This window comes from Yoonia sp. R2331 (assembly GCF_041103235.1).
In the GTDB taxonomy this organism is placed as follows: domain Bacteria; phylum Pseudomonadota; class Alphaproteobacteria; order Rhodobacterales; family Rhodobacteraceae; genus CANMYO01.
This window is the reverse complement of record NZ_JBGCUN010000003.1, coordinates 298,214-323,512: the sequence shown is the minus strand read 5'-3', so window position 1 is coordinate 323,512 and position 25,299 is coordinate 298,214. Positions and strand designations below refer to the sequence as shown.

The window sequence follows — 25,299 nt, the reverse complement described above, 5'->3', positions numbered from 1 at the left end:
GCCCCGATGAAAGGAGGGCTGTCATGAGCCCCAAGGATAATGTGCCAAACCTCAAGGGGTTAGACGGCGAGGGTTCTGTGCAAGTGCATCAGGACGAGAGCGCCAAGATCGAGGGGGCCAAGGTCTTTTCGGTTTACGGCAAAGGGGGAATCGGAAAATCGACAACCTCTTCCAACCTGTCGGCGGCGTTTTCGATGCTGGGCAAACGGGTGTTGCAGATCGGGTGTGACCCCAAGCATGACAGCACCTTTACGCTGACCGGATCGCTGGTGCCGACGGTGATTGATATCCTGAAGGATGTGGATTTCCATTCCGAGGAATTGCGGCCCGAAGACTTTGTTTTCGAGGGCTTCAATGGGGTGAAATGTGTCGAGGCGGGCGGGCCACCAGCGGGCACCGGATGTGGCGGCTATGTCGTTGGACAGACAGTGAAATTACTCAAGCAGCATCACATGCTGGAAGACACTGATGTGGTGATTTTCGACGTCTTGGGCGATGTGGTGTGCGGCGGGTTTGCGGCCCCTTTGCAGCATGCGGACAGGGCGTTGATTGTGACGGCGAATGATTTTGATTCGATCTATGCGATGAACCGGATCATCGCGGCGGTTCAGGCGAAATCTGCCAATTATAAGGTGCGGTTAGCAGGTTGCGTGGCCAATCGAAGCCGCGAGACGGATGAGGTGGACCGCTATTGCAGCACCGTGGGGTTCAACCGCATCGCGCATATGCCTGATCTGGATGCCATTCGCCGTAGCCGTTTGAAAAAGAAGACTCTTTTCGAGATGGCGGACGAGGAAGACATCGTTCAGGTGCGCAAGGAATACATTCGGCTGGCCGAAACCCTGTGGAACGGAACGGAGCCTTTGGCACCGGCCCCGCTGCCGGATCGGGAGATCTTTGAATTGCTGGGGTTTGATTGATGCACAAACCATGCACACCCCATGCACATCCTATGCAGCCCAAGGTCTTAATTCGCGTTAACCCGCAAGGTGGCGAGGGGCAAACCGGATGAGCAATTACGCCGCCACACGCGACCGGGTCGAGGATTATTTCGACCGGAGCGCCACCAAAGTCTGGGAGCGTCTGACCTCTGACGCGCCGGTGAGCGGTGTGCGCGCAACCGTGCGGGCGGGGCGTGACCGGATGCGCAGCCTTATGCTGGCGCAACTGCCCGAGGATCTGCGTGGTGCGCGCATTCTGGATGCAGGATGCGGCACAGGCGCGATGGCGGTGGAGTTGGCACAGCGTGGGGCCACGGTGGTGGCGGTCGATATCTCACCCAAACTGGTGGGCATCGCGCAAGAGCGTTGCCCGGCCAAATTGCGTGGGCAGATCGACTTTGTCGCGGGCGATATGTTGGAGGCGACCAATGGCGCCTTTGACCACGTGATGGCGATGGATTCGCTGATTTACTATTCAGCAACAGACATTGCCGCGCTGTTAGGGAAATTAACCAAGCGCGTCGATGGAAAGACAATATTTACCTTACCACCGCGCACACCGCTTTTGATGGCGATGTTCCGGGCGGGCAAATTATTCCCCCGCGCGGACCGGTCGCCGCAGATGGTGCCGCACCGCGCGGCAGGCGTGGCCAGCGCGTTGCGCGATGCCGGTGTGCGGGGCAACCTGCGCAAGATCGAACGGGTGAAATCGGGGTTCTATATCTCGACCTGTCTGACGTTCGAGGGGGTCCGCTGATGCTGTTCAAGGCCGATGCCCTGAAATCTGTCAGCCTGAAGCTGTTGCCGTTCAGCGATGCAGTCAGCGATGACTTGCCGCTGAGCCAGCTGCTGCGGCTAAGCTTGTTTCAGGTTTCGGTCGGGATGGCGTCGGTCATGCTGTTGGGCACGCTCAATCGGGTGATGATTGTCGAGCAGGGGATCGCCGCGACACTGGTCGCCTGCATGATCGCGATACCTGTCCTCGTCGCTCCCTTGCGGGCGCTCCTCGGGTTCAAGTCGGACACCTATCGCAGTGCAATCGGCTGGAAGCGGATCCCGTATCTGTGGTTCGGGACGATGTGGCAGTTTGGCGGCTTGGCAATCATGCCGATGGCCTTGCTGGTGCTGTCGGGCCAGCGCACGATTGATGCGGCCTGGGCGGGCTATGCCGGTGCGGCACTGGCGTTTCTGTTGACCGGGCTGGGGATGCACATGACCCAGACTGCGGGGCTGGCGCTGGCCGCGGATCGCGCGACAGAAGAGACACGGCCAAGGGTCGTGGCGCTGCTTTACGTGATGTTCCTGGTTGGCATGGCGCTGAGTGCCATCGTGATCGGTGCCTTGCTGCGGGATTATTCATCGCTGCGGCTGGTGCAAGTGGTGCAGGGCACGGCGGTGGTCACGTTGCTGTTGAACCTGATCGCATTGTGGCGACAGGAGAAGGTCAAACCGATGAGCCGGGCCGAGCGCGAGGCCCCGCGCCCGCTGTTCCGCGACGCCTGGGCCGATTTTGCAAGCGGCGGTGATGCGGGCCGTCTGTTGGCGGTGGTGTTTCTGGGCACGATGGCCTTCAACATGCAGGACGTGTTGCTGGAACCCTATGGCGGCGAAATTCTGGGGCTGAGCGTCAGTGCTACGACGCTGCTGACGGCCACATGGGCCGGTGGCGCGTTGCTGGGGTTTTGGCTGGCCGCGCGCTGGTTGGCGGCGCGCATTGATCCCTACCGCATGGCCGTGCGCGGCCTGTTGGTGGGCGTGGCGGCTTTCGCGGCGGTGATATTTGCCGCACCGCTCAATTCCGCGCCTTTGTTTTTCGCCGGGGCCACGCTGATTGGTTTTGGCGGTGGTTTGTTCGGGGTTGCCACCTTGACGGCTGCCATGACGATGCCAACGACCGGTATGGCCGGTCGGGGGCTTGCGCTGGGTGCCTGGGGGGCCGCACAGGCCACCGGTGCCGGGCTATCCATCTTTATCGGGGGCACGGTGCGTGACCTCGTGAACCATGCCGCTGGGAACGGCACTTTGGGAGAGGCGCTCGCCACGCCTGCCACGGGCTATTCGGTTGTTTACCACACCGAGATTGGCCTTCTTTTCATGACCCTGATCGTTCTGGGGCCCCTGGTAAGGGTTCGGGCGATGACGACTGAGCGGACCGCCAAACTGCAGTTGGCGGATTTTCCGACATGACCACCGAGAGGACACGATATGGTTGGTGAGACATTCTTTGGCGACTTCGATCTGGCGAGTGCCGCGATCTGGCTGTTCTGGCTGTTTTTCGCAGGGCTGATTTACTACCTGCAAACGGAGAACCAGCGCGAAGGTTATCCGCTGCGTGATGATGACGACGGTGTGCCGGCGAACGAAAGCCTGCTGCCGCTGCCCAAGGCCAAGACCTTTAAGCTGCGCGATGGGCGCGGCGAGCTGACGGTGCCAAGCATCGACTACGAGACCAGCAAGATGCGCACTGATCTGGCGCTGGCACCTTCTGCCACCGCGACCGGTGCGCCTTGGGTGCCGACGGGTGATCCGATGCTGGATGGGGTTGGTCCGGCAAGCTGGGCCCCGCGCCGCGATGCGCCCGAGTTGGATGCGCATGGCCATGTGAAGATCAGGCCGATGGACACGCTGAGTGATTTCCACGTCAGCGCGGGCCGTGACCCACGCGGCAAGCCTGTGCTGGGTGGCGACGGAGAGGTCGTAGGCCGCTGCACCGACATGTGGGTGGATGTGCCCGAAGCGCTGGTGCGGTTCCTGACGGTTGATCTGAACCCCGAAGGCAGCGGCAAGACCCGGCTGATCCCGATCAACATGGCCAAGATTGGCAGTGACCGCGTCACCGTGCGCAGCCTGCACGCCCACAACTGGGAAGGTGTGCCAAAAACCAAGGCCGCCGATCAGGTCACACTGCTCGAGGAAGACAAGATCATGGCCTATTACGCCGGCGGTACGCTTTACGCCAAGGGCAACGCCTAACCACACGTGGGGCGGCGTCGCCAGCCGCCCCTGACCACCAAGGGGACCAAGATGAGCCACGACGATTTCAACTTTGAACCGGTAAGGGGATTGCCTGAGCAGTTGCCCGAGGATGAGCACATCCTGTGGCAGGGGTCGCCCGATGCCGGGATGCTGGCGCGCGAGGCTTATAAGGTGCGGTGGGTCGCGGCCTATTTCGCCTTGCTGGCGTTGTGGCGGGTTGGTGTGTCCTCGGCGGATTTTCCCTTGGGCATCGCGGTGATGCACGGGGTGCCGTTTGTGCTGTCGGGGGCTTTGGCCTGCGGGGTTCTGTACCTTTTGGCGGTCATTCAGGCGCGGTCGGCGGTCTACACGCTGACCAACAAGCGGGTGGCGATGCGGATCGGGGCGGCGCTGACCATGACGCTGAACCTGCCTTACACATGGATCGGAACGGCGTCGCTGGATGTGCGCAAGTCGGGCCACGGCACGCTTGCGTTTGAATTGATCGGTGAGGCACGGCTGTCATTCCTGATGAGCTGGCCGCATGTGCGGCCCTGGCGGATGGCGCGCACGCAGCCCGCGCTGCGCTGCATCAAGGATGCGCAAGAGGTGGCGGCGATATTCGCAGAAGCCGCAGAGACCCGGATCAGCCAGCCGGTTGTCACGCGGCATGATCAGGGCGGCGATGCTGTCGCGGCGGAATAGGGGGACGAGATGAGCCAGCTTGAACAACAGATGCGGCACAGAGACCGCGAGATGGTGCCAAAGGTTTTGGTGCAGGCGATGTTTGCGCTGATGGTCTGTTCGTTGGGCCTTGTCAGCTATGCCAAGCTGGCCGGTGTGCCCCAGACCGGGGTTTTGCAGGTGGCCGAGGTTGTGCAAAGCCGCGACATCGTGCTGCTGGGAGACCGCAGTGGGGTTTACCGGGTGATGGACGCAAGCGGCGCGCAGATTGCCGTGTCGTCCGAGGACAAGGCCGGATTTCTGGGTGTCATGGGCCGGGTCATCGACCGGCAACGGCTGGTGCATGACGTGGAAAGCGATGCGCCGGTGCAAGTGGTGCGCCGCGTGAATGACAACATCGCCATTTTGGACCCGACGACGGGGATGGCGGTGGAACTGATTGGATATGGGCAAGACAACGTGGCGGCCTTTGCCCGGCTGCTGGATTGAAACCGCGACGGGGTTCGCCGCCCCATTGCAATGTGAAAGGGAACTCACATGGGACTATTGACGAAGGAACGCGAAACCGCACCTTGCACGGTCACGGTTAGTCATCGGTTTGAGGAATTGAGCGCGCACGTGCGCTTTGACAACGGGGCCGTTGTGCACCCCGGTGACACCGTGCAGGTGCAGGGACCCGAGATCATGGCGCCGTTTGGCGAGATGATCGAGGAAAAGCGCACTGCCGTGATCACCCGCGCCAGCAAGTTGGAACAATTGTGGACCCGTGCGACGGGTGATTTTGAGTTCATGGAGCTGTGCGAATTTTCATTCAGCGAAGAGGTGATGTCATGAATATGCATTCATCAGAAGCCACCACCGCAGAAGAGGCGATTGCCGCACAAGAGGCGTTGCCGCCCTTGACCAACGAAGAGGCGACGCAGGTGGCCATGTCCAACACCCTGCTGACGCCACGGTTCTACACCACCGATTTCGACGAGATGGATGCCATCAACGTAGAGGGTGTCCGCGAAGAGTGGGACACCTTGATCAACGCGATGAAAGCAGACCCGAACAAGGGGCATTTCAAGAAGAACGAGGACTGGGATGCGGTGGATTGGGACGGGATGGAACCGGCGCTCAAGGCGGAGTTCATTGATTTCCTGATCTCCAGCTGTACGGCCGAGTTTTCGGGCTGTGTGCTGTACAAAGAGATGAAGCGGCGTGGGTCGAATGCGGACATCACGCAGCTATTTCAGCTGATGGCACGGGACGAGGCGCGGCACGCAGGGTTCATCAATGATGCACTGCGCGAGGCGGGTATTGCGGTGAACCTTGGGTTTCTGACGCAGGCCAAGAAATACACCTATTTCCGGCCCAAGTTCATCTATTACGCCACCTATCTGTCCGAAAAGATCGGCTATGCGCGGTATATCACGATCTACCGGCATCTGGAGGCCAACCCTGACAAGCGGTTCCACCCGATCTTCAAGTGGTTCCGCGAGTGGTGCAATGACGAGTTTTCGCACGGCGAGGCTTTTGCCTTGCTGATGAAGACTGATCCGGCACTGACCGAGACGCGGGTCAATCGTTTGTGGATCAAGTTCTTTTTGACGGCGGTCTATTCGACCATGTGGGTGCGTGATCATCAGCGGCCAGCGTTCCACAAGGCATTGGGTGTCGATCCGGCGTGGTACGGGCAAGAGGTGTTCCGCAAGACATCGGAGATTTCCAAGCAGGTGTTCCCGATGACGCTGGATATTGATCATCCGCGTTGGATCCCGAACCTGAACCGGATGCAGGCGGCCAATGTGCAGATTGCGGATGGTCGCAAGCAAGGTGGGCTGGGTGGTTGGGTCAAGCGCATGGTGGGATCGGCGCGGGCGGGGTTTGCCTTTGTGTCGCTGTTGACCATTCCGGTGGAAAAGAATGCGGTGCCGCAAAGCCCACGGTTGGAGCCAGCTTATTGACCGGAGCGCGTGTGGATATTTTGGTGGGGGGCCCGCCCCCCCACCCCTTTTTGGGGGGCTTTGCCCCCCGTCGCGCAAGCGCGACTCCCCCCAGGATATTTATGGCCAGAAGAAGGATGAACGGTTGAGCTGGATCGCGGCCCTTTTTGCGCTGTTTGCTTGGTGGTTTTCCACCGGGGTGATCCTGTTTGTGGTGCGCCGTGCGGACCGCACCGGGCAGCATCGGCTGGTGGTGCTGGGAAGTGTGCCGGTGGCGGTGATGGGTGCTGCACTGGTTGTCGCTTCACTGGGGTTGAACAGCGTTTTGGGTGCCTATCTGGGCTTTGTGGGGGCCTTGCTGATCTGGGGCTGGATCGAACTTGCGTTTCTGGCGGGTATCGTCACCGGGCCCGTCACAGAGCCTTGTCCGCAAGACCTAACCGGGCTGCCGCGCTTTGTCCGCGCCTTTGGGACCGTATCCTATCACGAGCTGTTGCTGGTGTTGGGGTTGTGGGGGTTGATCGCGGTCAGCAGTGGTGCAGAGAACCGCATGGCGCTGGGCACGTTTTTGGTGCTGTTTCTGGCGCGCATCTGCGCCAAGTTGAACCTGTTCTTTGGGGTGCCCCGGATCAACACCGAATTTGTGCCTGATCGGTTGGTGCATCTGAAAACCTATTTCACCCAAGGGCCGATCACGTTTGCCTTTCCGGTGGCGATCACCGTGCTGACCGCTGTGCTGGCGGTCTGTGCCGAACGGTTGTGGCACGCGGGGAATGAAGTAACGATTGCGGGCTTTGGCCTGCTGACTGCGCTGACGGCACTTGCGCTATTGGAACATTGGCTGATGGTGGTGCCGCTGCCGGATGCAAAACTATGGCGCTGGATGTTGCCCGCGCCGAAGACCGAAGCCCAGAAGGACCAGACCCATGGATTTTGACGCGCTGTTTAACGCTCAGCTTGAAACGCTCAAAGATGAAGGCAATTACCGCTATTTTGCCGAGTTGGAGCGCAAGGCGGGCAAATTTCCAAGGGCTGCGAACCATGCCGCGGATGGCGTGCGGGATGTGACAGTCTGGTGTTCGAACGACTATCTGGGCATGGGGCAGCACCCGGCGGTGATCGAGGCGATGTGCGAGGCGGTCAAGCGCACTGGCACGGGCGCAGGCGGAACGCGCAATATCAGCGGAACCAACCACGATCATCTGTTGCTGGAGGCCGAGCTGGCCGATTTGCATCGCAAGGAAGCGGCTTTGCTGTTCACCAGCGGTTATGTGTCGAACTGGGCGGCGCTGAGCACGCTGGGGTCGCGGTTGCCGGATTGCGTGATCCTGTCGGATGCGGGCAACCACGCCAGCATGATCGAGGGCATCCGCCATTCCAAGGCGCAAAAGGTGATCTGGAAGCACAACGATGTCGCTGATCTGGAGGCGAAACTGGCCGCGTTACCTGCGAACTGCCCGAAGATCGTGGCCTTTGAGAGTGTCTATTCGATGGATGGCGACATTGCCCCGATCAAGGAAATTGTCGAGGTGGCCGAGAAATACGGGGCCATGACCTATCTTGATGAGGTCCATGCGGTTGGCCTTTATGGTCCGCGCGGCGGCGGCGTGTCAGAGGAACGCGGGCTGGCGGACCGGATCACCTTGATCGAGGGGACATTGGGCAAGGCTTATGGCGTGGTCGGCGGCTATATCACCGGGTCAGCGGCCTTGTGTGATTTCATCCGATCCTTTGCCAGCGGGTTCATCTTTACCACCGCGCTGCCGCCTGCGGTGGCGGCGGCGGCACGGGCGTCGATTGCGCATCTCAAGGCATCAGACATGGAGCGCGCCAAACAGCGCCGTCAGGTCGCCTATCTGCGGGGATTGCTGGACCGCGAAGGCATTCCGCACATGATGAACGAAAGCCATATCGTGCCGGTGCTGATTAAGGATCCGGTCAAGACACGGATGCTGGCCGACTATCTGATGGATGAATGGGCGATCTATGTGCAGCCGATCAATTATCCCACTGTGCCCAAGGGGACAGAGCGGTTGCGGTTCACGCCGTCACCGCTGCATTCGGATGCTGATATTGAATATCTTGTGCGGGCTTTGGCATCTTTGTGGAAGCAATGCGCCATTGCGCATGCGGTCGCATAGGCAGGGGGCTGCACCTTTTTGTCATTAGGGCTGGACCCCGTGCCGTGGCAGACTAGGTTGGGAAAAGACTGGGGCAAACGGTCCAAGATTTTGCTTCTAAGGGAGAAGACTATGAAGACGATTAAACTTGCCGCTGCATTGAGTGTGGTTGCGGCACCGGTATTTGCAGACGGCCATGCGGCCACGGGCGATGCTGCCGCCGGTGAAGAGCAGTTCAACCGCCAGTGTGTGGCCTGTCACGTGGTGATGGATGACGCGGGCGAGGTTCTCGCCGGGCGCAATGCCAAGACCGGCCCCAACCTTTATGGTCTGGCCGGGCGTCAGTTGGGCGTTGTCGAAGACTTCCGCTATGGCGACAGCATCGTTGAGCTGGGCGAAGCTGGTGAGGTGTGGACAGAAGAGAATTTCGTGGGCTACGTGCAGGACCCGACCGATTGGCTGCGCGAAAAGCTGGATAATCGCCGTGCGCGCGGCAAGATGGCCTATCAGGTGCGTAAGGAAGAAGAGGCGATTGACCTTTACGCCTTCCTGGCCACGTTCACCGCAGAGTAAATCTGGCGCCAGTCAGATCAAGGGGCCGTTCGGGATGCCGGGCGGCCCCATTTCTATGTGGATAGGATTAGCTGCGCGATCTGGCCGGGGGCTTCTTCATGGGCAAGGTGGCCAAGGTCTGGCAGCGCGGACAGGCGCGCGTTGGGCATTGCCGCTGCGGCGTCGGCGCTGGTTTGTGGCGGCACGGCGGTATCAAGCTTGCCGGTGATGAAATGGGTCGGCGTGGCAATTTGCGGCAGTTTCGACAGCAGCGGGTCAAGGTCCCACTGCGCCATCATCGACAGTGTTGCGTCCACATGGGCGGTGTCGCGGACAAGGCGAAGATAGAACGTTTCATCTTCTTTGGTCAGCACTGAGCCAGTGCCTTTGATCAGGCGGTGCACGGTGTCTGCTGTGGCGGTATTGGCAAAGACAGACGCGGTCAGGGGCGTCATCGCCAGCGCCTTGGCCAAGAGCGGGAACAGGAACCCGGCAACCCCTTTGAAATTCGACAGCGCGGCGTTGATGCCGGTGATCCGGGCGGGGTGCAGTTGTGCCGACGCTTGCAGTGCAATGGCGGCCCCTGCGGAATGGCCGACAATGTGATCTGGCGTCCAGCCTTGTGCGTGGCAAAGCGCGATCAGGTCTTGCGTCATTGGCGGCAGGCCAAAACGCTGCCCAGCGCCCGATTGGCTGAAACCCTGACCTGGCAGGTCGATCGCAACAACGTGGTTGGACTTGGCGAGGATCGGGAAAATACCTCGCCAGCTTTGGCTGGCACCGCCTGCGCCGTGGATCAACAGGATGGTGTCGCCGGTTCCGGCCTCTTGCACGTGCCAGCGGTGGGGCCGGCAAAACACCTGGCGGCTGTGATCCGCCATCGGCCATTCCGGCGGGGGCGGCCAGCGCATGGATCAATCACCTAGCGCGGTTGAGACGGCAGCAGACAGACGATTGGCATCGGCACGCGGCAGCGGCAGATAGGGCGCATTCAGTGTCTGTGCAAGGGATTTGAGCGCAGATGCCGGGCGGTTGCCAGTGTCGATGACCAAGGCATCAACGCCCTGTTCCCGGATCATACCGGCCACCGTTTGGGCGTCGTCGGCAGCCTGCGGGCGGTCGGCCCGACCATCGCGGGCGATGTTGGCGCGCCCGTCGGTGAGGATGCACAGCGTCGGGGTCAAGCCGCGGCGCTGGGCGTGCAGGGCCTGTGACAGCGCCACCTCGAGCCCGGTTGCAAGGGGGGTGCCGCCGCCGCCGGGGAGGCTGGCCAAACGGCGTTTGGTCTGCACCAGCGATCGGGTGGGGGGCAGCAGAACCTCTGCCGCAGTGCCACGAAAGGCCACAAGCGAGACGTGATCGCGGCGGGCATAGGCCTGCGCCAGCAGGAGCTCAACCGCGCCCTTCGCCTCGGCCAGTCGGGCGAGAGCGGCAGAGCCGGAGGCATCCACTGCGAAGATCAGCAAGCGGTCAGAGCGTTCCTCGAACCGTTTGGTGCGAATGTCGGCGGCGCGTACATGGAGGCCCGCGCGTCCGGTCGCGTTGCGGCGGATGGTTTGCCAGGGTGCAGCGGCGCGCAGGGTGCCGACAAGGTCAATGCGCGCGTTGTCAGAGGCGCGACCGGCCCGCGACGGCAGGGGGCGCCCGCGCCGGTTGCCTTTGCGCGCGGCACCCGATCCGTTGCCCTTGCCCGACCGCGCGCGGGTGGCGGCGATCCGGTCCAAAAGGTCGTCAGGCAGCATGGCGCGGATGGCGTCCAGCAGGATGTCTTGGGGCAGATCAAGTTCGCTATTCTGGCTCTTTTCGGCTGTATCAGTGCCTGTTTTTGGCGGTGGAGGCGGCTGATCATCGGGTTCGGGGATGCGGGTGGCGCGATGGGCAAGCGTCAGCTGACAGGCGATGGTGACGTCGGTGTCGTCCACCACGTCTCGCCCCTGCACGGCAGCGTGGGCCTGTGCGGCGCGCAGGGCAAAGGCCGGGGCGCGCAGGCTGTCGATGCCGCATTGCGCGGCGATGGTGACGATCTGGCTGAGGTGTTCGGCGGTGTGCGTGACGGGCCGTGATGTCGCTGGACTGGGGGGCTGCGGTGTTGTCTGTGACAAGGGGACGTCTGTCAGGTCAATGTGAAATGCGAGCCGTTCGGTGATGGTGGCCGGTGCTGCCTCTTCCACCGAGGCCCCTTCGTCAAGCGCGATCAGGGGGCCGCCGCCTGCATCGAGGTGTTGCGCGACGCGAGCGGCAAAGGCAGGAGTTGCGCGTTCGGCCATCGTCAGCAAAAGTGGCGCTTTTCCCAGTAATAGACCCTGTTTCTTTATCACCCTTCCGGCTGAAAGCGTGGATGACAAATCAATCCCGCCCAGCAGGACGTCGTCGGTCATTGATGGATGCAGCTTGACCAGATTGCGCCGCAGGACGGCGAGTTTAGCGACAATGGCATCGCGCACTGGGCCTGCGCGTGCGCGGATTGTGATTCCGCCCAATGCGGGGTCGATGGCAAGCAGGCGCACCGCCAGAACGGCCTGTGTCCAAGGGTCAACCAAGGACATCTTCGACCACACGGGTGACGCGGGTGCCGGAACCGGCCTCGTCCAGCGGGTCGCGGCGTAGGCGGTGCCGCAGGGCCATCGGTGCGACCGCGCGAACGTGTCCGCGTGTCAGGGCGGTGTCATCGCGAAAGGCGGCGTGGGCGCGGGCGGCTTTGAGCAATGTCAATTCACCGCGCAGCCCGTCAGAGCCGAGCGCGAGGCAGAGTTCTGCGACGTCACGCAGTGTCTGTTCCGGGGTTTTTAACCGTTTCAGGGCCTTGCGCGCGTTCAGTATCCGGTCGCGGATGGCGGCATCTTCGGCCTGCCAGCGCAGCATGAAGGCGGCATTGTCATTCTCATAGGCATCGCGGCGTTTGATAACCTCGATCCGGGTTTCGACGTCTTTGGGGCTGGTGACTTCGACCGAAAGACCGAACCGGTCGAGCAGCTGTGGCCGCAATTCGCCCTCTTCCGGGTTGCCGGATCCGACCAGCACAAAGCGGGCGGGGTGGCGGATCGAGAGGCCCTCACGCTCGACCACGTTTTCGCCGGATTGGGCTACGTCGAGCAGCAGATCAACGATGTGATCTTCGAGCAGGTTGACCTCATCAATATAAAGGTAGCCGCGGTTGGCGCGGGCCAGAAGGCCGGGCTCAAAGGCCTTTTCGCCATGCGCGAGTGCCTTTTCGATGTCGAGGGCGCCGGTGACGCGATCCTCTGTCGCGCCAAGGGGCAGATCGACGACGGGGGTGGGGCGCTCGGCGGTCCGTTTCGACCCTAAACCGGCCCATTCGGGCACTTCACCTGCTTTGGCAGAGTTCACGGGGCAGCCTTTGACAGCGCGGATGGGGGGCAAGAGGGCGGCCAGCGCGCGCACGGCAGTGGACTTGCCGGTGCCGCGATCGCCAAAGACCAGCACGCCGCCAATGGACGGGTCAATGGCGGTCAGGATCATCGCCTGTTTCATCTCTTCCTGGCCTACGATGGCAGAGAAGGGGAAGGGGTGGGTCATGCGGCCTCCAATCTTGCGAGGGGCGATGCGCCGCCCCATGTGCCGATGTCTGAATGGACGGTGAAACGGGCGAAAAGCTCTTCGGCGAACCAGTCGCCTTTGCGGACCGCCTTGATTGCAGCGCCGTGCGGGCCAGAGCGCGCGAAAGCGTCCATTGCGGATTTGTCGGGCCAGATCGAAAAGGTGATCTGGTCCAGCATGGGCAATTCACCGATGCCGATCTTGAAGGCGACGTTAGGGTCTTGCCCTATGCTGTCCGAGATGTCGGGGACCTGCCGCCAGAAACGTGGGATGATCCGCCGTTTGATCGCGGCACGGGTCAAGGCGACCATCGGGCCGCTGGTGTGTTCGGCGTGGGCAGCGAAAGGCATGCTGCCGTCCCATTGGCCGCGCACAGAGGTCGGCGACAGCAGGATTGACCAACTTTCGACCGCGCGTGTCCGGAAACGGGCAAAGACAGGCGCGGAAGAGACCCTATCACGGGCCGTTTCGGCATCGGGCCAGACGGCGACGATAGCGATCACCGCAGGGTTGAGCGTGACGTTGAACCCTTGTCCGGTGCCTGAGCCGCAGAGTTTCCAGAAGCCGATATCGGGCGTGCGCCCCAATGGTTTGCGCGCGGCACCCATCATCAAAAGCGCCCAGGCACGGGCGGAAAGCCCGGCAAAGCGGAAAAACGACAGGGTGACGATTTGGCCCAAAACAGCCCTTTCGGTGTAAACCTACACTGACATAGGACGCGATTCCGAGGGTATATGTCAACTAAGCCGACAAGGCGATTGTCAAGTAAAGATGACACACTTAGTCTGGGCACATGGAATCCCTGAATGATCCCTCGGCCATTGTGATTGGTGCCGGATTGGGCGGCTTAGCTGCGGCAATGCGGCTGGGCGCCAAAGGCTATGAGGTGACTGTGCTGGAACGGTTGGACAAAGCCGGGGGGCGCGGGTCGAGCATCGCCAAGGGCGGCCACCGGTTTGATCTGGGGCCAACAATTGTGACGGTGCCGCAGGTTTACGAAAAACTATGGGCGGCTTGCGGGCGGGATTTCCACAAGGATGTGGACCTGCGCCCGTTGCGCGACTTCTACGAAATCCGCTGGCCCGATGGGTCGGTCTTTACCGCGCGCGGCGATACCGACGCCATGGTGGAAGAGGTGCGCAAGTTCAGCCCCGGCGATGTGAAGGGCTATCTGAAGTTTCTGCGGGACTCGCAGCGGCGTTATGTCGTGGGGTTCGAGGGGATGCTGACCAAACCGATGCATCGGATTTGGGAGACGCTGAAGGTGCTGCCAGAATTTGCGCTGCTGCGCGCGGATCAGTCGATCCTTGGGCTGGCGCGCAGGCGGGTCAAGGACGAGCGTTTGCGCATGGCGCTGTCGTTTCATCCGCTGTTTATCGGGGGCGATCCGATGAACGTGACCAGCATGTACGCGCTGGTCAGCTATCTTGAGAAGGAATTTGGCGTTCATTATGCGATGGGCGGCGTGCAGGCGATTGCCGATGCGATGGCCGCTGTCGTGCGCAGCCAGGGCGGGCAGATCCGGTTTGGCGCAGAGGTGAACCGGATTGATGTCGCGAGGGGTGCAGTCACAGGTGTCACGCTGAAGGACGGGGCGCAGATCAAAGCCCCGCTGGTCATCAGCAATGCGGATGCGGGCCACACATATCAGGACCTGATGCGCGACGCGCCGCGCAAGCGCTGGAGCAACCGAAAGCTGAAGACGCGCAAGTGGTCGATGGGGCTGTTTGTCTGGTATTTCGGCACCAAGGGGACCGACGAATTATGGCCGGATGTAGGGCATCACACGATCATGGCCGGACCACGATACGAAGGGCTGCTGCGCGATATCTTTATCAAGGGCAAGCTGGCCGAGGATATGTCGCTTTATGTGCATCGTCCGGCTGTGACGGATCCCGGCGTGGCGCCAAAGGGTGGCGATACCTTTTATGCGCTCAGCCCCGTGCCGCATCTGGGCCATGATAACCCGGTGGATTGGGGACAAGAGGCCGCGACCTACAAGGCGAAGGTGGCAAAAGTGCTGGATAGGCTGATCCCCGGTTTTCAGGATCATCTGACCGAAGAGGTGGTGTTCACGCCCGAGGATTTTCGCGACAGGTATCTGTCGCCCAATGGCTCTGGCTTCTCGATCGAGCCGCGCATTCTGCAAAGCGCCTGGTTCCGGCCGCACAACATCAGTGAAGAGGCCAAGGGCCTGTTTCTGGTAGGGGCTGGCACGCATCCCGGCGCGGGGGTGCCGGGGGTGATTAGCAGTGCCGAAGTGCTGGAGACATTGATCCCCAACGCGCCCGCGCGTCCAGCGGTGAAGGTGGCGGCGGAATGATACGCAACGATGATCTGCAACATTGCCGCGAGGTGATCCGCACCGGGTCTCTGTCGTTTCATGCGGCCAGCAAGCTGTTGCCCGGTTCTGTCCGCGACCCGGCGTTGGCGCTTTATGCGTTTTGCCGTCTTGCGGATGACGAGGTGGATGAGGGGGAGCACAAGACCGCGGCAGTTCTGAAGCTGCGCGACAGGTTGGATTTGGCCTATGCGGGGCGGCCCCAGAATGCGCCCGAGGACCGGGCCTTTGCGGCGATTGTCGAGGATTTCGAGATGCCGCGCGCGCTGCCCGAAGCATTGCTGGAAGGGTTGGCGTGGGACGCCGCCGTGCGGCGCTATGCGACGCTGTCGGATGTGCGCAGCTATTCCGCAAGGGTGGCAAGTGCTGTGGGCGCGATGATGTGCGTGCTGATGCGGGTACGCGACCGGGATGCGCTGGCGCGGGCCTGCGATCTGGGTGTGGCGATGCAGTTGACCAATATCGCGCGCGATGTGGGGGAAGATGCACGCGCCGGGCGGATCTATCTGCCAACCGATTGGCTGGCGGATGATGGGTTTTCGCCTGAAACCTTTATGACCAACCCAATGCCCACGCCGCAGGTGCGACGGATGGTCAAGACGCTGTTGGCCGAGGCGGACCGCCTTTATCGCCGGTCAGAGGCGGGGATCAGCGCGCTGCCCGCGCGGGCGCGCATGGGGATATGGGCGGCACGGTTGATCTATGACGGGATCGGCGGGCAAATCCGCCAGCAGCATTTCAATTCGATCACGACGCGGGCGCACACGGCGACGTGGCAGAAACTGATCTGGATGGGGCAGGCTGGCGTAATGGCCGCTGTGTCCACTGCAATGCCGCGCCCGGCGTCGATCTATGCACCCCCTTTGCCCGAGGTCGCGTTTCTGGTGGATGCCGCCGCGCGGGGGCAGCGGAACGAGCCGCGTTCGGCCGCTGTCATCGGCATTCTGGCAGAGCTGTCGGCACGGGATGGGATTGGCAAGGGCACGCCGCAGGCGTAGGCAGGTCCAAACAAGGAGAGCCGCAAGATGGACCTGACACTGTTTGCCCTGTTTTTTCTGTGCTGCTGCGCGGCGGGTGCCACCGGCGGGCTGTTCCCCACGGGTGAGTGGTACAAGGGCCTGAACAAGCCCACATGGGTGCCGCCCAACTGGGTCTTTCCCATCACATGGACCAGCATTTACATCCTGATGTCGTTCGCCGGTGCACGGGTCGCGGTGATCGACGGCAGCGGCTATGCACTTGCGTTCTGGGCGTTGCAGATTGCCTTCAACACGTTGTGGACGCCGGTGTTCTTTGGCCTGCGGCATTGGAAGGCCTCGTTGATGGCCATGGCGGGGTTGTGGCTGGCGGTGCTGGGTTGTTTGATCACGTCTTTCATGCTGGATGTCTGGGCGGGGCTGGCCTTTGTACCTTACATGGCGTGGGTCACTGTGGCGGCTGCGTTGAATTATAGTGTTGTGCAGCTGAACCCCGATCAGAAGCCGTTGGAGATCCACAAGCTGTGACCCCCCTTGAAGCTGCCCGGAAAGGGTGACATTTTTGGGGATGGAACATCACATTACATCATGGGCCGAAACAGCGCCGCACCTTGTGGCGGTGGCGGCAGGGCGCGCGCCTGCCGATTTGGTGGTGCGCGGCGGCAAGCTGGTCAATGTGCAGAGCCGCGAGGTTTTGGACGGTTGGCAGGTTGCCGTGGCCGCGGGGCGGTTTGCCTATGTAGGTCCGGATGCCAGCCATTGCATTGGGCCGGACACACGGGTGATCGAGGCCGAAGGGCGGTTCCTGATCCCCGGCCTGTGCGACGGGCATATGCACATCGAAAGCGGGATGCTGACCCCGGCAGAGTTTGCCGCAGCCGTCATTCCGCATGGCACCACAACGATGTTCACCGACCCGCATGAGATTGCCAATGTGCTGGGTCTGCGCGGTGTGCGGATGATGCATGACGAGGCGCTCATGCAGCCTGTGAACATTTACACGCAGATGCCGTCCTGCGCACCGTCTGCGCCGGGGTTGGAAACGACCGGGTTTGAGATCAGCGCCGCGGATGTGACCGAAGCGATGGCCTGGCCCGGCATCATCGGGCTGGGCGAGATGATGAACTTTCCCGGTGTGATCAACGGTGATGCGCAGATGCTGGCCGAGATGGCCGCGACGATGAACGCAGGCAAGACCGTGGGCGGGCATTATGCCAGCCCCGACAAAGGTGTGGCCTTCAGCGCCTATGTTGCCGGTGGTGCGGCGGATGATCACGAGGGCACCGCAGAGGCGGATGCCATTGCGCGTGTGCGCAATGGTATGCGGTCGATGATGCGGCTGGGGTCTGCGTGGTATGACGTTGAAAGCCAGATCACGGCGGTGACTGAAAAGGGGTTGGACCCGCGGAATTTCATCCTGTGTACCGATGATTGTATGGCGGGGACGCTGGTGAATGACGGGCATATGAACCGCGTTGTGCGCCATGCGATTGCCCGCGGCTGTGACCCGGTGGTGGCGCTTCAGATGGCCACGATCAACACAGCGACGCACTTCGGGTTGGAGCGTGAGCTGGGGTCCATCGCACCGGGGCGGCGGGCCGATATGATCCTGACCTCTGATTTGGCGGAGCTGCCGATCGAAGAGGTGATCGCGCGCGGGCAGACCGTGGCGCGGGACGGTGTGATCACGGTGGACTGCCCGCATTTTGCGTGGCCGGATGATGCACGGGCGACGGTGCGCATGGGCAAGGCGTTGGCGGCCACGGATTTTGAGGTGAAAGCCCCTGAAGGCCGCAACCGCGTCACCGCGCGCGTTATTGGTGTGGTCGAAAACCAAGCCCCGACCAAGGCGCTGGAGGCGGATTTGCCCGTAGTGGACGGTGTGGTCGAAGGCGAAGGCGAGGTGTGCCAGATCGCGCTGGTCGAACGGCACCGCGCGACGGGCGATGTGGTCAACGGTTTTGTCAGCGGCTTTGGGTATGAGGGGCGGATGGCGATGGCCTCGACCGTGGCACATGACAGCCACCATATGATCGTGGTTGGTACCGACCGCGCGCTAATGGCGCAGGCGGCGAACCGGTTGGGTGAGGTTGGTGGGGGCATCAGCGTCTGGAAAGACGACGCCGAAATCTCGCTGGTCAAGCTGCCGATTGCGGGCCTGATGAGCGACAGCCCCGCCGCCGATGTGGCCGCAGCCGCGGACCGGATGGTGGCGGCGATGGCCACGTGTGGCTGCACGCTGAACAACGCGTATATGCAACATTCGTTGCTGGCCCTTGTGGTGATCCCGGAGTTACGGATCAGTGATCTTGGGCTGGTCGACGTCACGAAATTTGAACTGACAGATATCTTTAAGGATACGGAATGAACGTCGATCCGACATTGCGCTTGAAAACACCTGATGTGCCCGCACCAGAGGCATTTGATGACCCCGCAGCGGCGGTCGCCCGTCTGCAGGAGCTTTACACCGATGCGGTGGAATTTCTGTGCCAGAATTTTCAGAAGGTTCTGAGCGGCGGGGCTGCTACGGCACGGTATCGGGCCTTTTATCCCGAGATCAGGCTGACGACGACAAGCTATGCCGCAGCCGACAGCCGGTTGTCATTTGGTCACGTGATTGAACCGGGGGTCTATGCGACCACGGTGACGCGGCCAGATCTGTTTGCCCATTATCTGGAACAGCAGATCGACCTGCTGCTGCAAAACCATGACGTGTCGGTAGTGATTGGTGCCTCGACCACGCCGATGCCAGTGCATTTTGCCGTGGCCAACAACGAGAGCCTGACCGTGCCGCATGGTGGCGCGCTGGAGTTTCAGTTGCGCGACGTCTTTGACGTGCCGGATCTAAGCACGACCAATGATGACATCGTGAATGGCACCGGTTTTCATTATGATGACGGCGCGCGCCCACTGGCGCCATTTACGGCGCAGCGGGTGGATTATTCTCTGGCACGCTTATCGCATTACACCGCGACCCTGCCCGAGCATTTCCAGAACCACGTGCTGTTCACCAACTACCAGTTCTATGTGCAGGAATTCGAGGCGTATGCCCGGGAAGTCCTGGCCGACCCTGACAGTGGCTACACCAGTTTTGTCAGCACCGGGAACGTTGAGATAACGGAGCCCGATGCGGTGATCCCGGTGCCGGAAAAGATGCCGCAAATGCCGACCTATCACCTGAAACGCAAAGGTGGCGGGGGGATCACGCTGGTCAATATCGGGGTGGGGCCGTCGAATGCGAAGACGGCAACCGACCATATTGCGGTGCTGCGCCCGCACGCCTGGCTGATGGTTGGCCATTGCGCGGGTCTGCGGAATAGTCAGCGGTTGGGTGATTTCGTGCTGGCGCACGCCTATCTGCGCGAGGATGCTGTGTTGGATGCGGACCTGCCGGTCTGGGTGCCGATCCCGCCACTGGCCGAAATTCAGGTGGCGCTGGAAAGTGCAGTGGCCGATGTGACGAAGCTGGAAGGGTTCGAGCTGAAGCGGATCATGCGGACGGGTACGGTGGCGACGCTGGACAACCGCAACTGGGAGCTGCGCGAGCATGAGGGCCCGGTACAACGGTTAAGCCAATCCCGCGCGGTGGCACTGGACATGGAAAGTGCGACGATTGCGGCCAATGGGTTCCGGTTTCGGGTGCCATATGGAACGCTGCTGTGTGTGTCGGACAAGCCGCTGCACGGCGAGCTGAAGCTGCCGGGTATGGCGTCAGAGTTCTACAAAACGCAGGTTGCAGCGCATTTGATGATCGGAATTCGGGCGATGGAACGGCTGCGCGAGATGCCGCTGGAGCGGATTCACAGCCGGAAATTGCGGTCTTTTGAGGAAACCGCCTTCCTCTGACGTATGGAAATGCCGAAAAACAGCTGAAAACCCCTTATTTTCCCTTGCCAGAGGCCACAAAACGTTGTGGTGTGCCACCACATTCCGTTATCATCGCGGGCAGAGGCCCTAGAGATCGGGCAAAACGTAGGAGACCAGAAAATGGCGACGAAACCAATGACCAAAGCGCAGCTTGTCACTGCACTGGCCGAAGAAATGGGCGCAGACAAGAAAGCGGCCTCCGCCGCTCTGGACGCTGTCACCGGCATCATCACACGCGAAGTGTCCGGCGGCGGTGCTGTGACCCTGCCCGGCGTAGGCAAAATCTACTGCCGCGAGCGCCCCGAGCGCATGGTGCGCAACCCCGCCACCGGCGAGCAGTTCAAGAAAGAAGCCGACAAAGTGGTCAAAATGACCATTGCGAAGGCACTGAAGGACAGCGTGAACGACTAAGGTCGTGCCACAGCAATGTCTTGAAAGGTCGCCGTCTCGGCGGCCTTTTGCGTTGAGAATTGCCCATTTCCGGGGCAATCGGCAAAATCCGCCGCATTTCCGGGCATTAACCCTGTGAGTTGTGGCGAATCGTGGCGATTCGGACTATCCAAGTTGTGGAGAGACGCATTTTAGTCGAGTTCGTTTGATATTTTATTGGTGTGCCATTGGCTATTGAACGGCACGTGGCAAGTGAGGGTCAAGCAGGGATGAACCAAATTCGCGACATCGCAGCGGATGATGCGTCAACGATCCTGACCGCCTCTGGTCCGGTACGTGCATCACGATCCTCGCTTTATGCGCGCCACTTCAAGCGGCCCTTTGACATCGCCCTGAGCATTGTTTTGATCCCGCTTATCGGACCGCTTGTCGCGGTGCTTTGGCTGCTGGTGCGGTGCGATGGCGGTTCAGGATTTTACGGCCACCCCCGCGTGGGGCGCAACGGGCGCATGTTCCGCTGCTGGAAGCTGCGGTCGATGGTGCCGCAAGCAGAGAAGTGCCTGGCTGAATATCTGGTGCAAAACCCTGACGCGCGCGCCGAGTGGGAGCTGTCGCACAAGCTGAAATTTGATCCCCGGATCACCTGGCTGGGGCGCATCCTGCGCAAGACCAGTCTGGATGAGCTGCCGCAGATCTGGAACGTGCTGCGCGGCGAGATGAGCTTTGTCGGGCCACGCCCGGTGACCAACGAAGAACTGGCGCGCTACGGCAGCAACGCCTGGGCTTATGGGCAAGCGACACCGGGTGTGACGGGTCTTTGGCAGGTGTCAGGGCGCAACGCGGTGACCTATCAGCGCCGGGTGGCGCTGGACGTGCGCTATGTTGAGAACATGTCGTTCGCACAGGATCTGCGCATTCTGGCCAAAACCGGCGCCGCGGTACTGAACGGCACGGGCGCCTGAGCAGGCCGAACGCGGCTTGCGAACCGGGCGACATCAGGCATAACGGACCCTGCGTCGCGATGGGGTCGAGCCTTGGATATCAAAGCAATTCTGATGGGGTTGGCCTTTGCGGCGATGTGGTCGTCTGCGTTCACATCCGCCCGGGTGATTGTTGAATATGCGCCGCCGCTGACCGCGCTGGCGCTGCGGTTTCTGATTTCAGGGCTGATTGGTGTGGCTGTGGCGTTCTGGCTGGGGCAGTCGATGCGCTTGTCGCGCAGGCAGTGGCTGGGTGTGTTGATCTTCGGGGTTTGCCAAAACGCGCTGTACCTGGGTCTGAATTTTGTGGCAATGCAGACGGTCGAGGCGTCGCTGGCGGCGATCATTGCATCCACCATGCCATTGCTGGTGGCCGTCGCTGGTTGGCTGGTCTTTGGCACGCGGGTGCGTCCGTTGGGGATTGCGGGTTTGATGGCCGGTTTGATCGGCGTCAGCCTGATCATGGGCGCGCGTTTGCAGGGCGGCACGGACCTTTATGGGCTCGCGTTGTGCGTGGTGGGCGTCGTGGCGCTGACGGTGGCAACGCTGGCAGTGCTCGGCGCGTCGTCAGGCGGCAATGTGTTGATGATCGTGGGGTTGCAGATGCTGGTTGGCAGTGCGGTGCTTTGGGTCCCGGCGCTGGCGCTGGAAAGCTGGGTGGTGACGTGGAGTTGGCAGCTGATTGTCGCCTTTGTCTATACCACGCTGGTGCCGGGGCTGGCAGCCACGCTGGTCTGGTTCTTGCTGGTGGGCCGGATCGGGGCGGTCAAAGCTTCGACCTTTCATTTCCTGAACCCGTTTCTGGGGGTGCTGGTGGCCTGGGCGCTGCTGGGCGAGGCGCTGGGATGGTTGGACATTCTGGGTGTCGCGATTATTGCGGGCGGGATTCTGGCGGTGCAGGTCAGTAAGCAACCGGCGGTTTGATTGGGGGCTTTGCCCCCGGCCTGCGGCCTCCCCCAGGATATTTTTAGCCAGAAGAAGCGGGAAGTTCCTGCGCCAGATCAGCAAGGTAGCGGCGTAGGACATCGGCGCGCTGGTGGGCAAGGGCGCGACCGCGGGACGTTTGCATCGTGTCGGGGAGCGTCAGGAGCTTGGTTGCGAAATGGTCGATGGTGAAGCGGCTGTCATCAAGCGGTCGGTGATCGGCAAAGGGATCTTCGGGATCGAAAAGCGCGCGGCCCAGTGCGCCGGAGACGGCAAAGCAGCGGGCCAGGCCGATGGCGCCAAGGGCGTCGATGCGGTCGGCGTCTTGCAGGATTTGCGCCTCTGGCGTTGTGGGTGTGATGCGGGCCGAGAAGCTGTGCGCGGTGATCGCGTGTTGGGTGTTTTTGATTTGCGCAGGCGTCAGGTCGAGGGCGCGCAGGTGCGGCAGAGCTTCTTGCGCGGACAGGGTTGAGGCTTGCGCGCGGTCGGGGTGATCCTTGGGCAGGTTCACAAGGTCATGCAGGTAGCTGGCCGCCAGCAAGACGGTGTGGTCGGCGTCGGTGTCTGTGGCGATCAGTTGGGCGTTGAGCCAGACCCGGTCAAGGTGGCCGATGTCGTGCGCTGGATCGCCTTGCGCGAGGTCCGCGACAAGGGCGCGCAGCCGGTCGCGCATCAACCGATTTGACCGCGGATGCCACCGGTCTGGCCGCGATCCAGCAGGATGTGGTCGAGGATCACGCAGGCCATCATCGCCTCGCCCACGGGCACGGCGCGGATGCCGACGCAAGGATCGTGGCGGCCTTTGGTCACGACCTCGGTGGCGGTGCCGTCCATGCGGATGGAATTGCGGGGGGACAGGATCGAAGATGTGGGTTTGACAGCAAAACGCACCACGACGTCCTGCCCGGTGCTGATGCCGCCAAGGATGCCACCGGCGTGGTTAGAGGAGTACTCTGGTCCGTTTGGCCCCATGAAGATTTCGTCCGCGTTGTCGCGGCCTGTCAGTGCAGCGGCCGCCATGCCTTCGCCGATCTCGACGCCTTTGACGGCGTTGATCGACATCATCGAGGCGGCCAGATCGGTATCAAGCTTGCCATAGACCGGCGCGCCGATGCCAGCGGGGACGCCACGGGCCACCACTTCGATGATTGCGCCGACAGAGTTGTGATCGTCCTTGCGCAGCCATTGCAGGTAGTCTTCCCATTCCAAGGCGGCCTGCGCATCGGGGCACCAGAAGTCGTTCTGGTCGATCACGTCCCAGTCAAACCGGCTGCGGTCGATCTTTTTGGTGCCCATCTGGACCATGTAACCTTTGACCTGCACGTCCGGCATGGCGGCGCGCGCCACGCCACCGGCGGCGACACGCGCGGCGGTTTCACGGGCCGAGGACCGGCCACCGCCGCGATAATCGCGCAGCCCGTATTTCTGGTGGTAGGTAATGTCGGCGTGGCCGGGGCGGAAGGTATTGGCGATGTCGCCGTAATCCTTGGACCGCTGATCGGTGTTGCGGATCATCAGCTGGATCGGCGTGCCGGTGGTGCGTCCCTCGAACACACCGGACAGAATTTCAACGGCGTCAGGTTCGTTGCGCTGGGTGGTGTTCTTGTTCTGGCCGGGACGGCGTTTATCCAGCCAGTGCTGGATCATGGCCGCGTCGATTGCGATGCCCGGCGGGCAGCCGTCAATTGTCGCACCCAAGGCAGGCCCGTGGCTTTCGCCCCAGGTGGTGAAACGGAAGAGATGTCCAAAGCTGTTGATCGACATGGCTGCGCGTCCTTTGTTCGCGCCTCCGATATTGCAAAGGTGCGGGCGGGGGAAGCCCCCGGCGCGCTTGACGCGGGCAAGTGTTGCGCTTTGAGTGGGAGGATGCTGACAAATTCCGACATCACCGCGTTGACCGCGTTTCGCCGCGCACTGCACCAAAAGCCGGAAGTGTCGGGTGAAGAGGTGGAAACTGCCGCAACAATCGCGAAAGCGGTGGCCGCCTTGAACCCGACAAAGGTTTTGACGGGACTGGGCGGGCACGGTGTTGCGGCGGTGTTCGACAGCGGCACGCCCGGACCCACGGTCATGTTCCGGGCCGAGCTGGACGCGCTGCCGATCACCGAGTTGAACGATATGCCTTGGCTGTCGCAGGTGCCAGGTAAGGGGCACCTGTGCGGGCATGATGGGCATATGACCATGCTGATGGGGTTGGCGCGTCTGGTGCAGCGCCATCCGCCTCGCACCGGCCGGGTGGTGCTGATGTTTCAGCCCGCCGAAGAGGATGGCAGCGGCGCGCGGGCTGTGGTGGCTGACCCGCGATTTGCGCAGATCGCGCCGGACTGGGCCTTTGCCATTCACAACGAACCGGGGCGGCCCTTTGGGTTTGTGGCAACGCGGGTCGGGTTGATCAATTGCGCCTCTCGCGGGTTGGAGATCACGCTGACCGGCAAGACAGCTCATGCCGCTGAACCAGAGGCAGGCATATCGCCTGCGTTAACGATGTCTGCGCTGATCCCGGCGCTGGGTGCCTTGGGGCAAGGCGGGGCGCTGGATGATGACTTTCGCCTTGTGACCGTGACCCACGCCCAATTGGGAGAGCCGACGTTTGGCGTGGCCCCCGGTGCGGCAGTGATCAATGCCACGTTGCGGGCGGCGCAGGATACGGTGCTGGACCAGATGCACGTGGATGCGCGCGCGGTGGCAGAGGAAATGGCCACAGCAGATGGTCTGACGGTGGCGTTTGCCGATTGCGATGTCTTTGCCGCCTCGATCAATGATGCAGAGGCGACTGCCGTGGCGCAGGCGGCGATGGATGCGATTGGCGTGCCGCATGGGCCGCAGGGCTTACCGATGCGCGCGTCAGAGGATTTTGGCGTATTCGGCTGGGATGCCAAGGCTGCGATGTTGTGTCTTGGGCCTGGTGAAGACCATGCCGCGTTACACAACCCCGATTACGATTTTCCCGATGATCTGATCCCGGTTGGGGTGCGTATCTTTGACCAAATTCGCCGAGATATTCTGGATTAGGCCCTAGTAGCGCGGCGCATGATCCATATATCACGGCGAGATAGCGAAAATTTGAAGATATGCCCCGGAG

General features: G+C 61.8%; 26 protein-coding genes. 20 read left to right on the top strand and 6 right to left on the bottom strand.

Going from position 1 to position 25,299, the window contains the following annotated elements:
* Positions 1-23 precede the first annotated feature (23 nt).
* From bchL to AB3Y40_RS19490, 11 genes are all read left to right on the top strand, one after another.
* Positions 24-920, top strand: coding sequence for a ferredoxin:protochlorophyllide reductase (ATP-dependent) iron-sulfur ATP-binding protein (gene bchL / locus AB3Y40_RS19540; protein ID WP_369440570.1), 897 nt, complete (start codon positions 24-26; stop codon positions 918-920).
* Positions 921-1,008: 88 nt separating this feature from the next.
* Positions 1,009-1,698, top strand: coding sequence for a magnesium protoporphyrin IX methyltransferase (bchM, locus tag AB3Y40_RS19535; RefSeq protein ID WP_369440569.1), 690 nt, complete (start codon positions 1,009-1,011; stop codon positions 1,696-1,698).
* Complete coding sequence (locus AB3Y40_RS19530; RefSeq protein WP_369440568.1) at positions 1,698-3,128, top strand: PucC family protein; 1,431 nt, start codon at positions 1,698-1,700, stop codon at positions 3,126-3,128. Before bchM ends, AB3Y40_RS19530 begins: the two co-directional genes overlap by 1 nt.
* An 18-nt stretch (positions 3,129-3,146) precedes the next feature.
* Positions 3,147-3,914 (top strand): photosynthetic reaction center subunit H, encoded by a 768-nt coding sequence (puhA, locus tag AB3Y40_RS19525; protein WP_369440567.1) that lies wholly within the window; start codon positions 3,147-3,149, stop codon positions 3,912-3,914.
* 51 nt (positions 3,915-3,965) lie between these two features.
* Positions 3,966-4,601: a photosynthetic complex putative assembly protein PuhB gene (gene puhB / locus AB3Y40_RS19520; RefSeq protein WP_369440566.1), complete on the top strand. Its 636-nt coding sequence runs from the start codon at positions 3,966-3,968 to the stop codon at positions 4,599-4,601.
* Between the two features lie 9 nt (positions 4,602-4,610).
* A complete protein-coding gene (puhC, locus tag AB3Y40_RS19515) occupies positions 4,611-5,069 on the top strand; it encodes a photosynthetic complex assembly protein PuhC (RefSeq protein WP_369440565.1) in 459 nt (152 codons plus the stop codon).
* 48 nt (positions 5,070-5,117) lie between these two features.
* Positions 5,118-5,414: a hypothetical protein gene (locus tag AB3Y40_RS19510; protein WP_369440564.1), complete on the top strand. Its 297-nt coding sequence runs from the start codon at positions 5,118-5,120 to the stop codon at positions 5,412-5,414.
* Positions 5,411-6,529 carry a magnesium-protoporphyrin IX monomethyl ester (oxidative) cyclase gene (gene acsF / locus AB3Y40_RS19505; RefSeq protein ID WP_369440563.1) on the top strand — a complete coding sequence of 373 codons (1,119 nt, stop codon included), beginning with the start codon at positions 5,411-5,413 and terminating at the stop codon, positions 6,527-6,529. The genes AB3Y40_RS19510 and acsF overlap by 4 nt, the downstream gene beginning before the upstream one ends.
* Before the next feature lie 124 nt (positions 6,530-6,653).
* The gene (gene puhE / locus AB3Y40_RS19500) at positions 6,654-7,445 is read left to right on the top strand and encodes a putative photosynthetic complex assembly protein PuhE (RefSeq protein ID WP_369440562.1); all 792 of its coding nucleotides are present in this window, start codon (positions 6,654-6,656) and stop codon (positions 7,443-7,445) included.
* Positions 7,435-8,649, top strand: coding sequence for a 5-aminolevulinate synthase (gene hemA / locus AB3Y40_RS19495; RefSeq protein WP_369440561.1), 1,215 nt, complete (start codon positions 7,435-7,437; stop codon positions 8,647-8,649). The genes puhE and hemA overlap by 11 nt, the downstream gene beginning before the upstream one ends.
* Positions 8,650-8,760: 111 nt before the next feature.
* Positions 8,761-9,201, top strand: coding sequence for a c-type cytochrome (locus AB3Y40_RS19490; protein ID WP_369440560.1), 441 nt, complete (start codon positions 8,761-8,763; stop codon positions 9,199-9,201).
* A 53-nt stretch (positions 9,202-9,254) separates the two neighbouring features.
* Here AB3Y40_RS19490 and bchO read toward each other — a convergent pair whose 3' ends face one another.
* The 4 genes from bchO to crtA are packed head-to-tail and all read right to left on the bottom strand — an operon-like array spanning position 9,255 to position 13,418.
* A complete protein-coding gene (gene bchO, locus AB3Y40_RS19485) occupies positions 9,255-10,091 on the bottom strand; it encodes an alpha/beta fold hydrolase BchO (protein WP_369440559.1) in 837 nt (278 codons plus the stop codon).
* Between the two features lie 3 nt (positions 10,092-10,094).
* Complete coding sequence (locus tag AB3Y40_RS19480) at positions 10,095-11,726, bottom strand: magnesium chelatase subunit D (protein WP_369440558.1); 1,632 nt, start codon at positions 11,724-11,726, stop codon at positions 10,095-10,097.
* The gene (gene bchI / locus AB3Y40_RS19475; RefSeq protein WP_369440557.1) at positions 11,713-12,717 is read right to left on the bottom strand and encodes a magnesium chelatase ATPase subunit I; all 1,005 of its coding nucleotides are present in this window, start codon (positions 12,715-12,717) and stop codon (positions 11,713-11,715) included. The genes AB3Y40_RS19480 and bchI overlap by 14 nt, the downstream gene beginning before the upstream one ends.
* A complete protein-coding gene (gene crtA, locus AB3Y40_RS19470; RefSeq protein ID WP_369440556.1) occupies positions 12,714-13,418 on the bottom strand; it encodes a spheroidene monooxygenase in 705 nt (234 codons plus the stop codon). The genes bchI and crtA overlap by 4 nt, the downstream gene beginning before the upstream one ends.
* A 113-nt stretch (positions 13,419-13,531) precedes the next feature.
* On the opposite strand from crtA, the gene AB3Y40_RS19465 reads away from it, so the two are divergent.
* The 8 genes from AB3Y40_RS19465 (at position 13,532) to AB3Y40_RS19430 (ending at position 22,217) form a co-directional block, all read left to right on the top strand.
* The gene (locus AB3Y40_RS19465; protein WP_369440555.1) at positions 13,532-15,061 is read left to right on the top strand and encodes a phytoene desaturase; all 1,530 of its coding nucleotides are present in this window, start codon (positions 13,532-13,534) and stop codon (positions 15,059-15,061) included.
* Positions 15,058-16,077 (top strand): 15-cis-phytoene synthase, encoded by a 1,020-nt coding sequence (gene crtB / locus AB3Y40_RS19460; protein ID WP_369440554.1) that lies wholly within the window; start codon positions 15,058-15,060, stop codon positions 16,075-16,077. The genes AB3Y40_RS19465 and crtB overlap by 4 nt, the downstream gene beginning before the upstream one ends.
* A gap of 27 nt (positions 16,078-16,104) precedes the next feature.
* Entirely contained in the window at positions 16,105-16,584 is a 480-nt protein-coding gene (gene tspO, locus AB3Y40_RS19455) for a tryptophan-rich sensory protein TspO (protein WP_369440553.1), read from the top strand.
* 40 nt (positions 16,585-16,624) lie between these two features.
* On the top strand, positions 16,625-18,424 hold the full coding sequence (gene ade / locus AB3Y40_RS19450) for an adenine deaminase (protein ID WP_369440552.1): 1,800 nt from the start codon (positions 16,625-16,627) through the stop codon (positions 18,422-18,424).
* Positions 18,421-19,902, top strand: a complete 1,482-nt coding sequence (locus tag AB3Y40_RS19445) for an AMP nucleosidase (protein ID WP_369440551.1) — start codon at positions 18,421-18,423, stop codon at positions 19,900-19,902. Before ade ends, AB3Y40_RS19445 begins: the two co-directional genes overlap by 4 nt.
* A gap of 141 nt (positions 19,903-20,043) precedes the next feature.
* Positions 20,044-20,334, top strand: a complete 291-nt coding sequence (locus AB3Y40_RS19440; RefSeq protein ID WP_369440550.1) for an HU family DNA-binding protein — start codon at positions 20,044-20,046, stop codon at positions 20,332-20,334.
* A gap of 248 nt (positions 20,335-20,582) precedes the next feature.
* Positions 20,583-21,275 (top strand): sugar transferase, encoded by a 693-nt coding sequence (locus AB3Y40_RS19435; protein ID WP_369440549.1) that lies wholly within the window; start codon positions 20,583-20,585, stop codon positions 21,273-21,275.
* Positions 21,276-21,347: 72 nt separating this feature from the next.
* Positions 21,348-22,217: a DMT family transporter gene (locus tag AB3Y40_RS19430; RefSeq protein ID WP_369440548.1), complete on the top strand. Its 870-nt coding sequence runs from the start codon at positions 21,348-21,350 to the stop codon at positions 22,215-22,217.
* Between the two features lie 43 nt (positions 22,218-22,260).
* Here the strand turns inward: AB3Y40_RS19430 and AB3Y40_RS19425 are convergent, their stop codons facing one another.
* Together AB3Y40_RS19425 and aroC are read right to left on the bottom strand one after the other, a co-directional pair.
* Positions 22,261-22,890 carry an HD domain-containing protein gene (locus AB3Y40_RS19425; RefSeq protein ID WP_369440547.1) on the bottom strand — a complete coding sequence of 210 codons (630 nt, stop codon included), beginning with the start codon at positions 22,888-22,890 and terminating at the stop codon, positions 22,261-22,263.
* Positions 22,890-23,981, bottom strand: coding sequence for a chorismate synthase (gene aroC, locus AB3Y40_RS19420; RefSeq protein WP_369440546.1), 1,092 nt, complete (start codon positions 23,979-23,981; stop codon positions 22,890-22,892). The genes AB3Y40_RS19425 and aroC overlap by 1 nt, the downstream gene beginning before the upstream one ends.
* 102 nt (positions 23,982-24,083) lie before the next feature.
* On the opposite strand from aroC, the gene AB3Y40_RS19415 reads away from it, so the two are divergent.
* Positions 24,084-25,229, top strand: coding sequence for an amidohydrolase (locus AB3Y40_RS19415; RefSeq protein WP_369440545.1), 1,146 nt, complete (start codon positions 24,084-24,086; stop codon positions 25,227-25,229).
* The last annotated feature ends 70 nt before the right edge of the window (positions 25,230-25,299 follow it).

Bases quoted from the DNA above. Each gene is read 5' to 3' on its own strand.
- bchL (WP_369440570.1), top strand. From the start codon at position 24: ATGAGCCCCAAGGATAATGTGCCAAACCTCAAGGGGTTAGACGGCGAG.
- bchM (WP_369440569.1), top strand. From the start codon at position 1,009: ATGAGCAATTACGCCGCCACACGCGACCGGGTCGAGGATTATTTCGAC.
- AB3Y40_RS19530 (WP_369440568.1), top strand. From the start codon at position 1,698: ATGCTGTTCAAGGCCGATGCCCTGAAATCTGTCAGCCTGAAGCTGTTG.
- puhA (WP_369440567.1), top strand. From the start codon at position 3,147: ATGGTTGGTGAGACATTCTTTGGCGACTTCGATCTGGCGAGTGCCGCG.
- puhB (WP_369440566.1), top strand. From the start codon at position 3,966: ATGAGCCACGACGATTTCAACTTTGAACCGGTAAGGGGATTGCCTGAG.
- puhC (WP_369440565.1), top strand. From the start codon at position 4,611: ATGAGCCAGCTTGAACAACAGATGCGGCACAGAGACCGCGAGATGGTG.
- AB3Y40_RS19510 (WP_369440564.1), top strand. From the start codon at position 5,118: ATGGGACTATTGACGAAGGAACGCGAAACCGCACCTTGCACGGTCACG.
- acsF (WP_369440563.1), top strand. From the start codon at position 5,411: ATGAATATGCATTCATCAGAAGCCACCACCGCAGAAGAGGCGATTGCC.
- hemA (WP_369440561.1), top strand. From the start codon at position 7,435: ATGGATTTTGACGCGCTGTTTAACGCTCAGCTTGAAACGCTCAAAGAT.
- AB3Y40_RS19490 (WP_369440560.1), top strand. From the start codon at position 8,761: ATGAAGACGATTAAACTTGCCGCTGCATTGAGTGTGGTTGCGGCACCG.
- bchO (WP_369440559.1), bottom strand. From the start codon at position 10,091: ATGCGCTGGCCGCCCCCGCCGGAATGGCCGATGGCGGATCACAGCCGC.
- AB3Y40_RS19480 (WP_369440558.1), bottom strand. From the start codon at position 11,726: ATGTCCTTGGTTGACCCTTGGACACAGGCCGTTCTGGCGGTGCGCCTG.
- bchI (WP_369440557.1), bottom strand. From the start codon at position 12,717: ATGACCCACCCCTTCCCCTTCTCTGCCATCGTAGGCCAGGAAGAGATG.
- AB3Y40_RS19465 (WP_369440555.1), top strand. From the start codon at position 13,532: ATGGAATCCCTGAATGATCCCTCGGCCATTGTGATTGGTGCCGGATTG.
- crtB (WP_369440554.1), top strand. From the start codon at position 15,058: ATGATACGCAACGATGATCTGCAACATTGCCGCGAGGTGATCCGCACC.
- tspO (WP_369440553.1), top strand. From the start codon at position 16,105: ATGGACCTGACACTGTTTGCCCTGTTTTTTCTGTGCTGCTGCGCGGCG.
- ade (WP_369440552.1), top strand. From the start codon at position 16,625: ATGGAACATCACATTACATCATGGGCCGAAACAGCGCCGCACCTTGTG.
- AB3Y40_RS19445 (WP_369440551.1), top strand. From the start codon at position 18,421: ATGAACGTCGATCCGACATTGCGCTTGAAAACACCTGATGTGCCCGCA.
- AB3Y40_RS19440 (WP_369440550.1), top strand. From the start codon at position 20,044: ATGGCGACGAAACCAATGACCAAAGCGCAGCTTGTCACTGCACTGGCC.
- AB3Y40_RS19435 (WP_369440549.1), top strand. From the start codon at position 20,583: ATGAACCAAATTCGCGACATCGCAGCGGATGATGCGTCAACGATCCTG.
- AB3Y40_RS19425 (WP_369440547.1), bottom strand. From the start codon at position 22,890: ATGCGCGACCGGCTGCGCGCCCTTGTCGCGGACCTCGCGCAAGGCGAT.
- aroC (WP_369440546.1), bottom strand. From the start codon at position 23,981: ATGTCGATCAACAGCTTTGGACATCTCTTCCGTTTCACCACCTGGGGC.
- AB3Y40_RS19415 (WP_369440545.1), top strand. From the start codon at position 24,084: ATGCTGACAAATTCCGACATCACCGCGTTGACCGCGTTTCGCCGCGCA.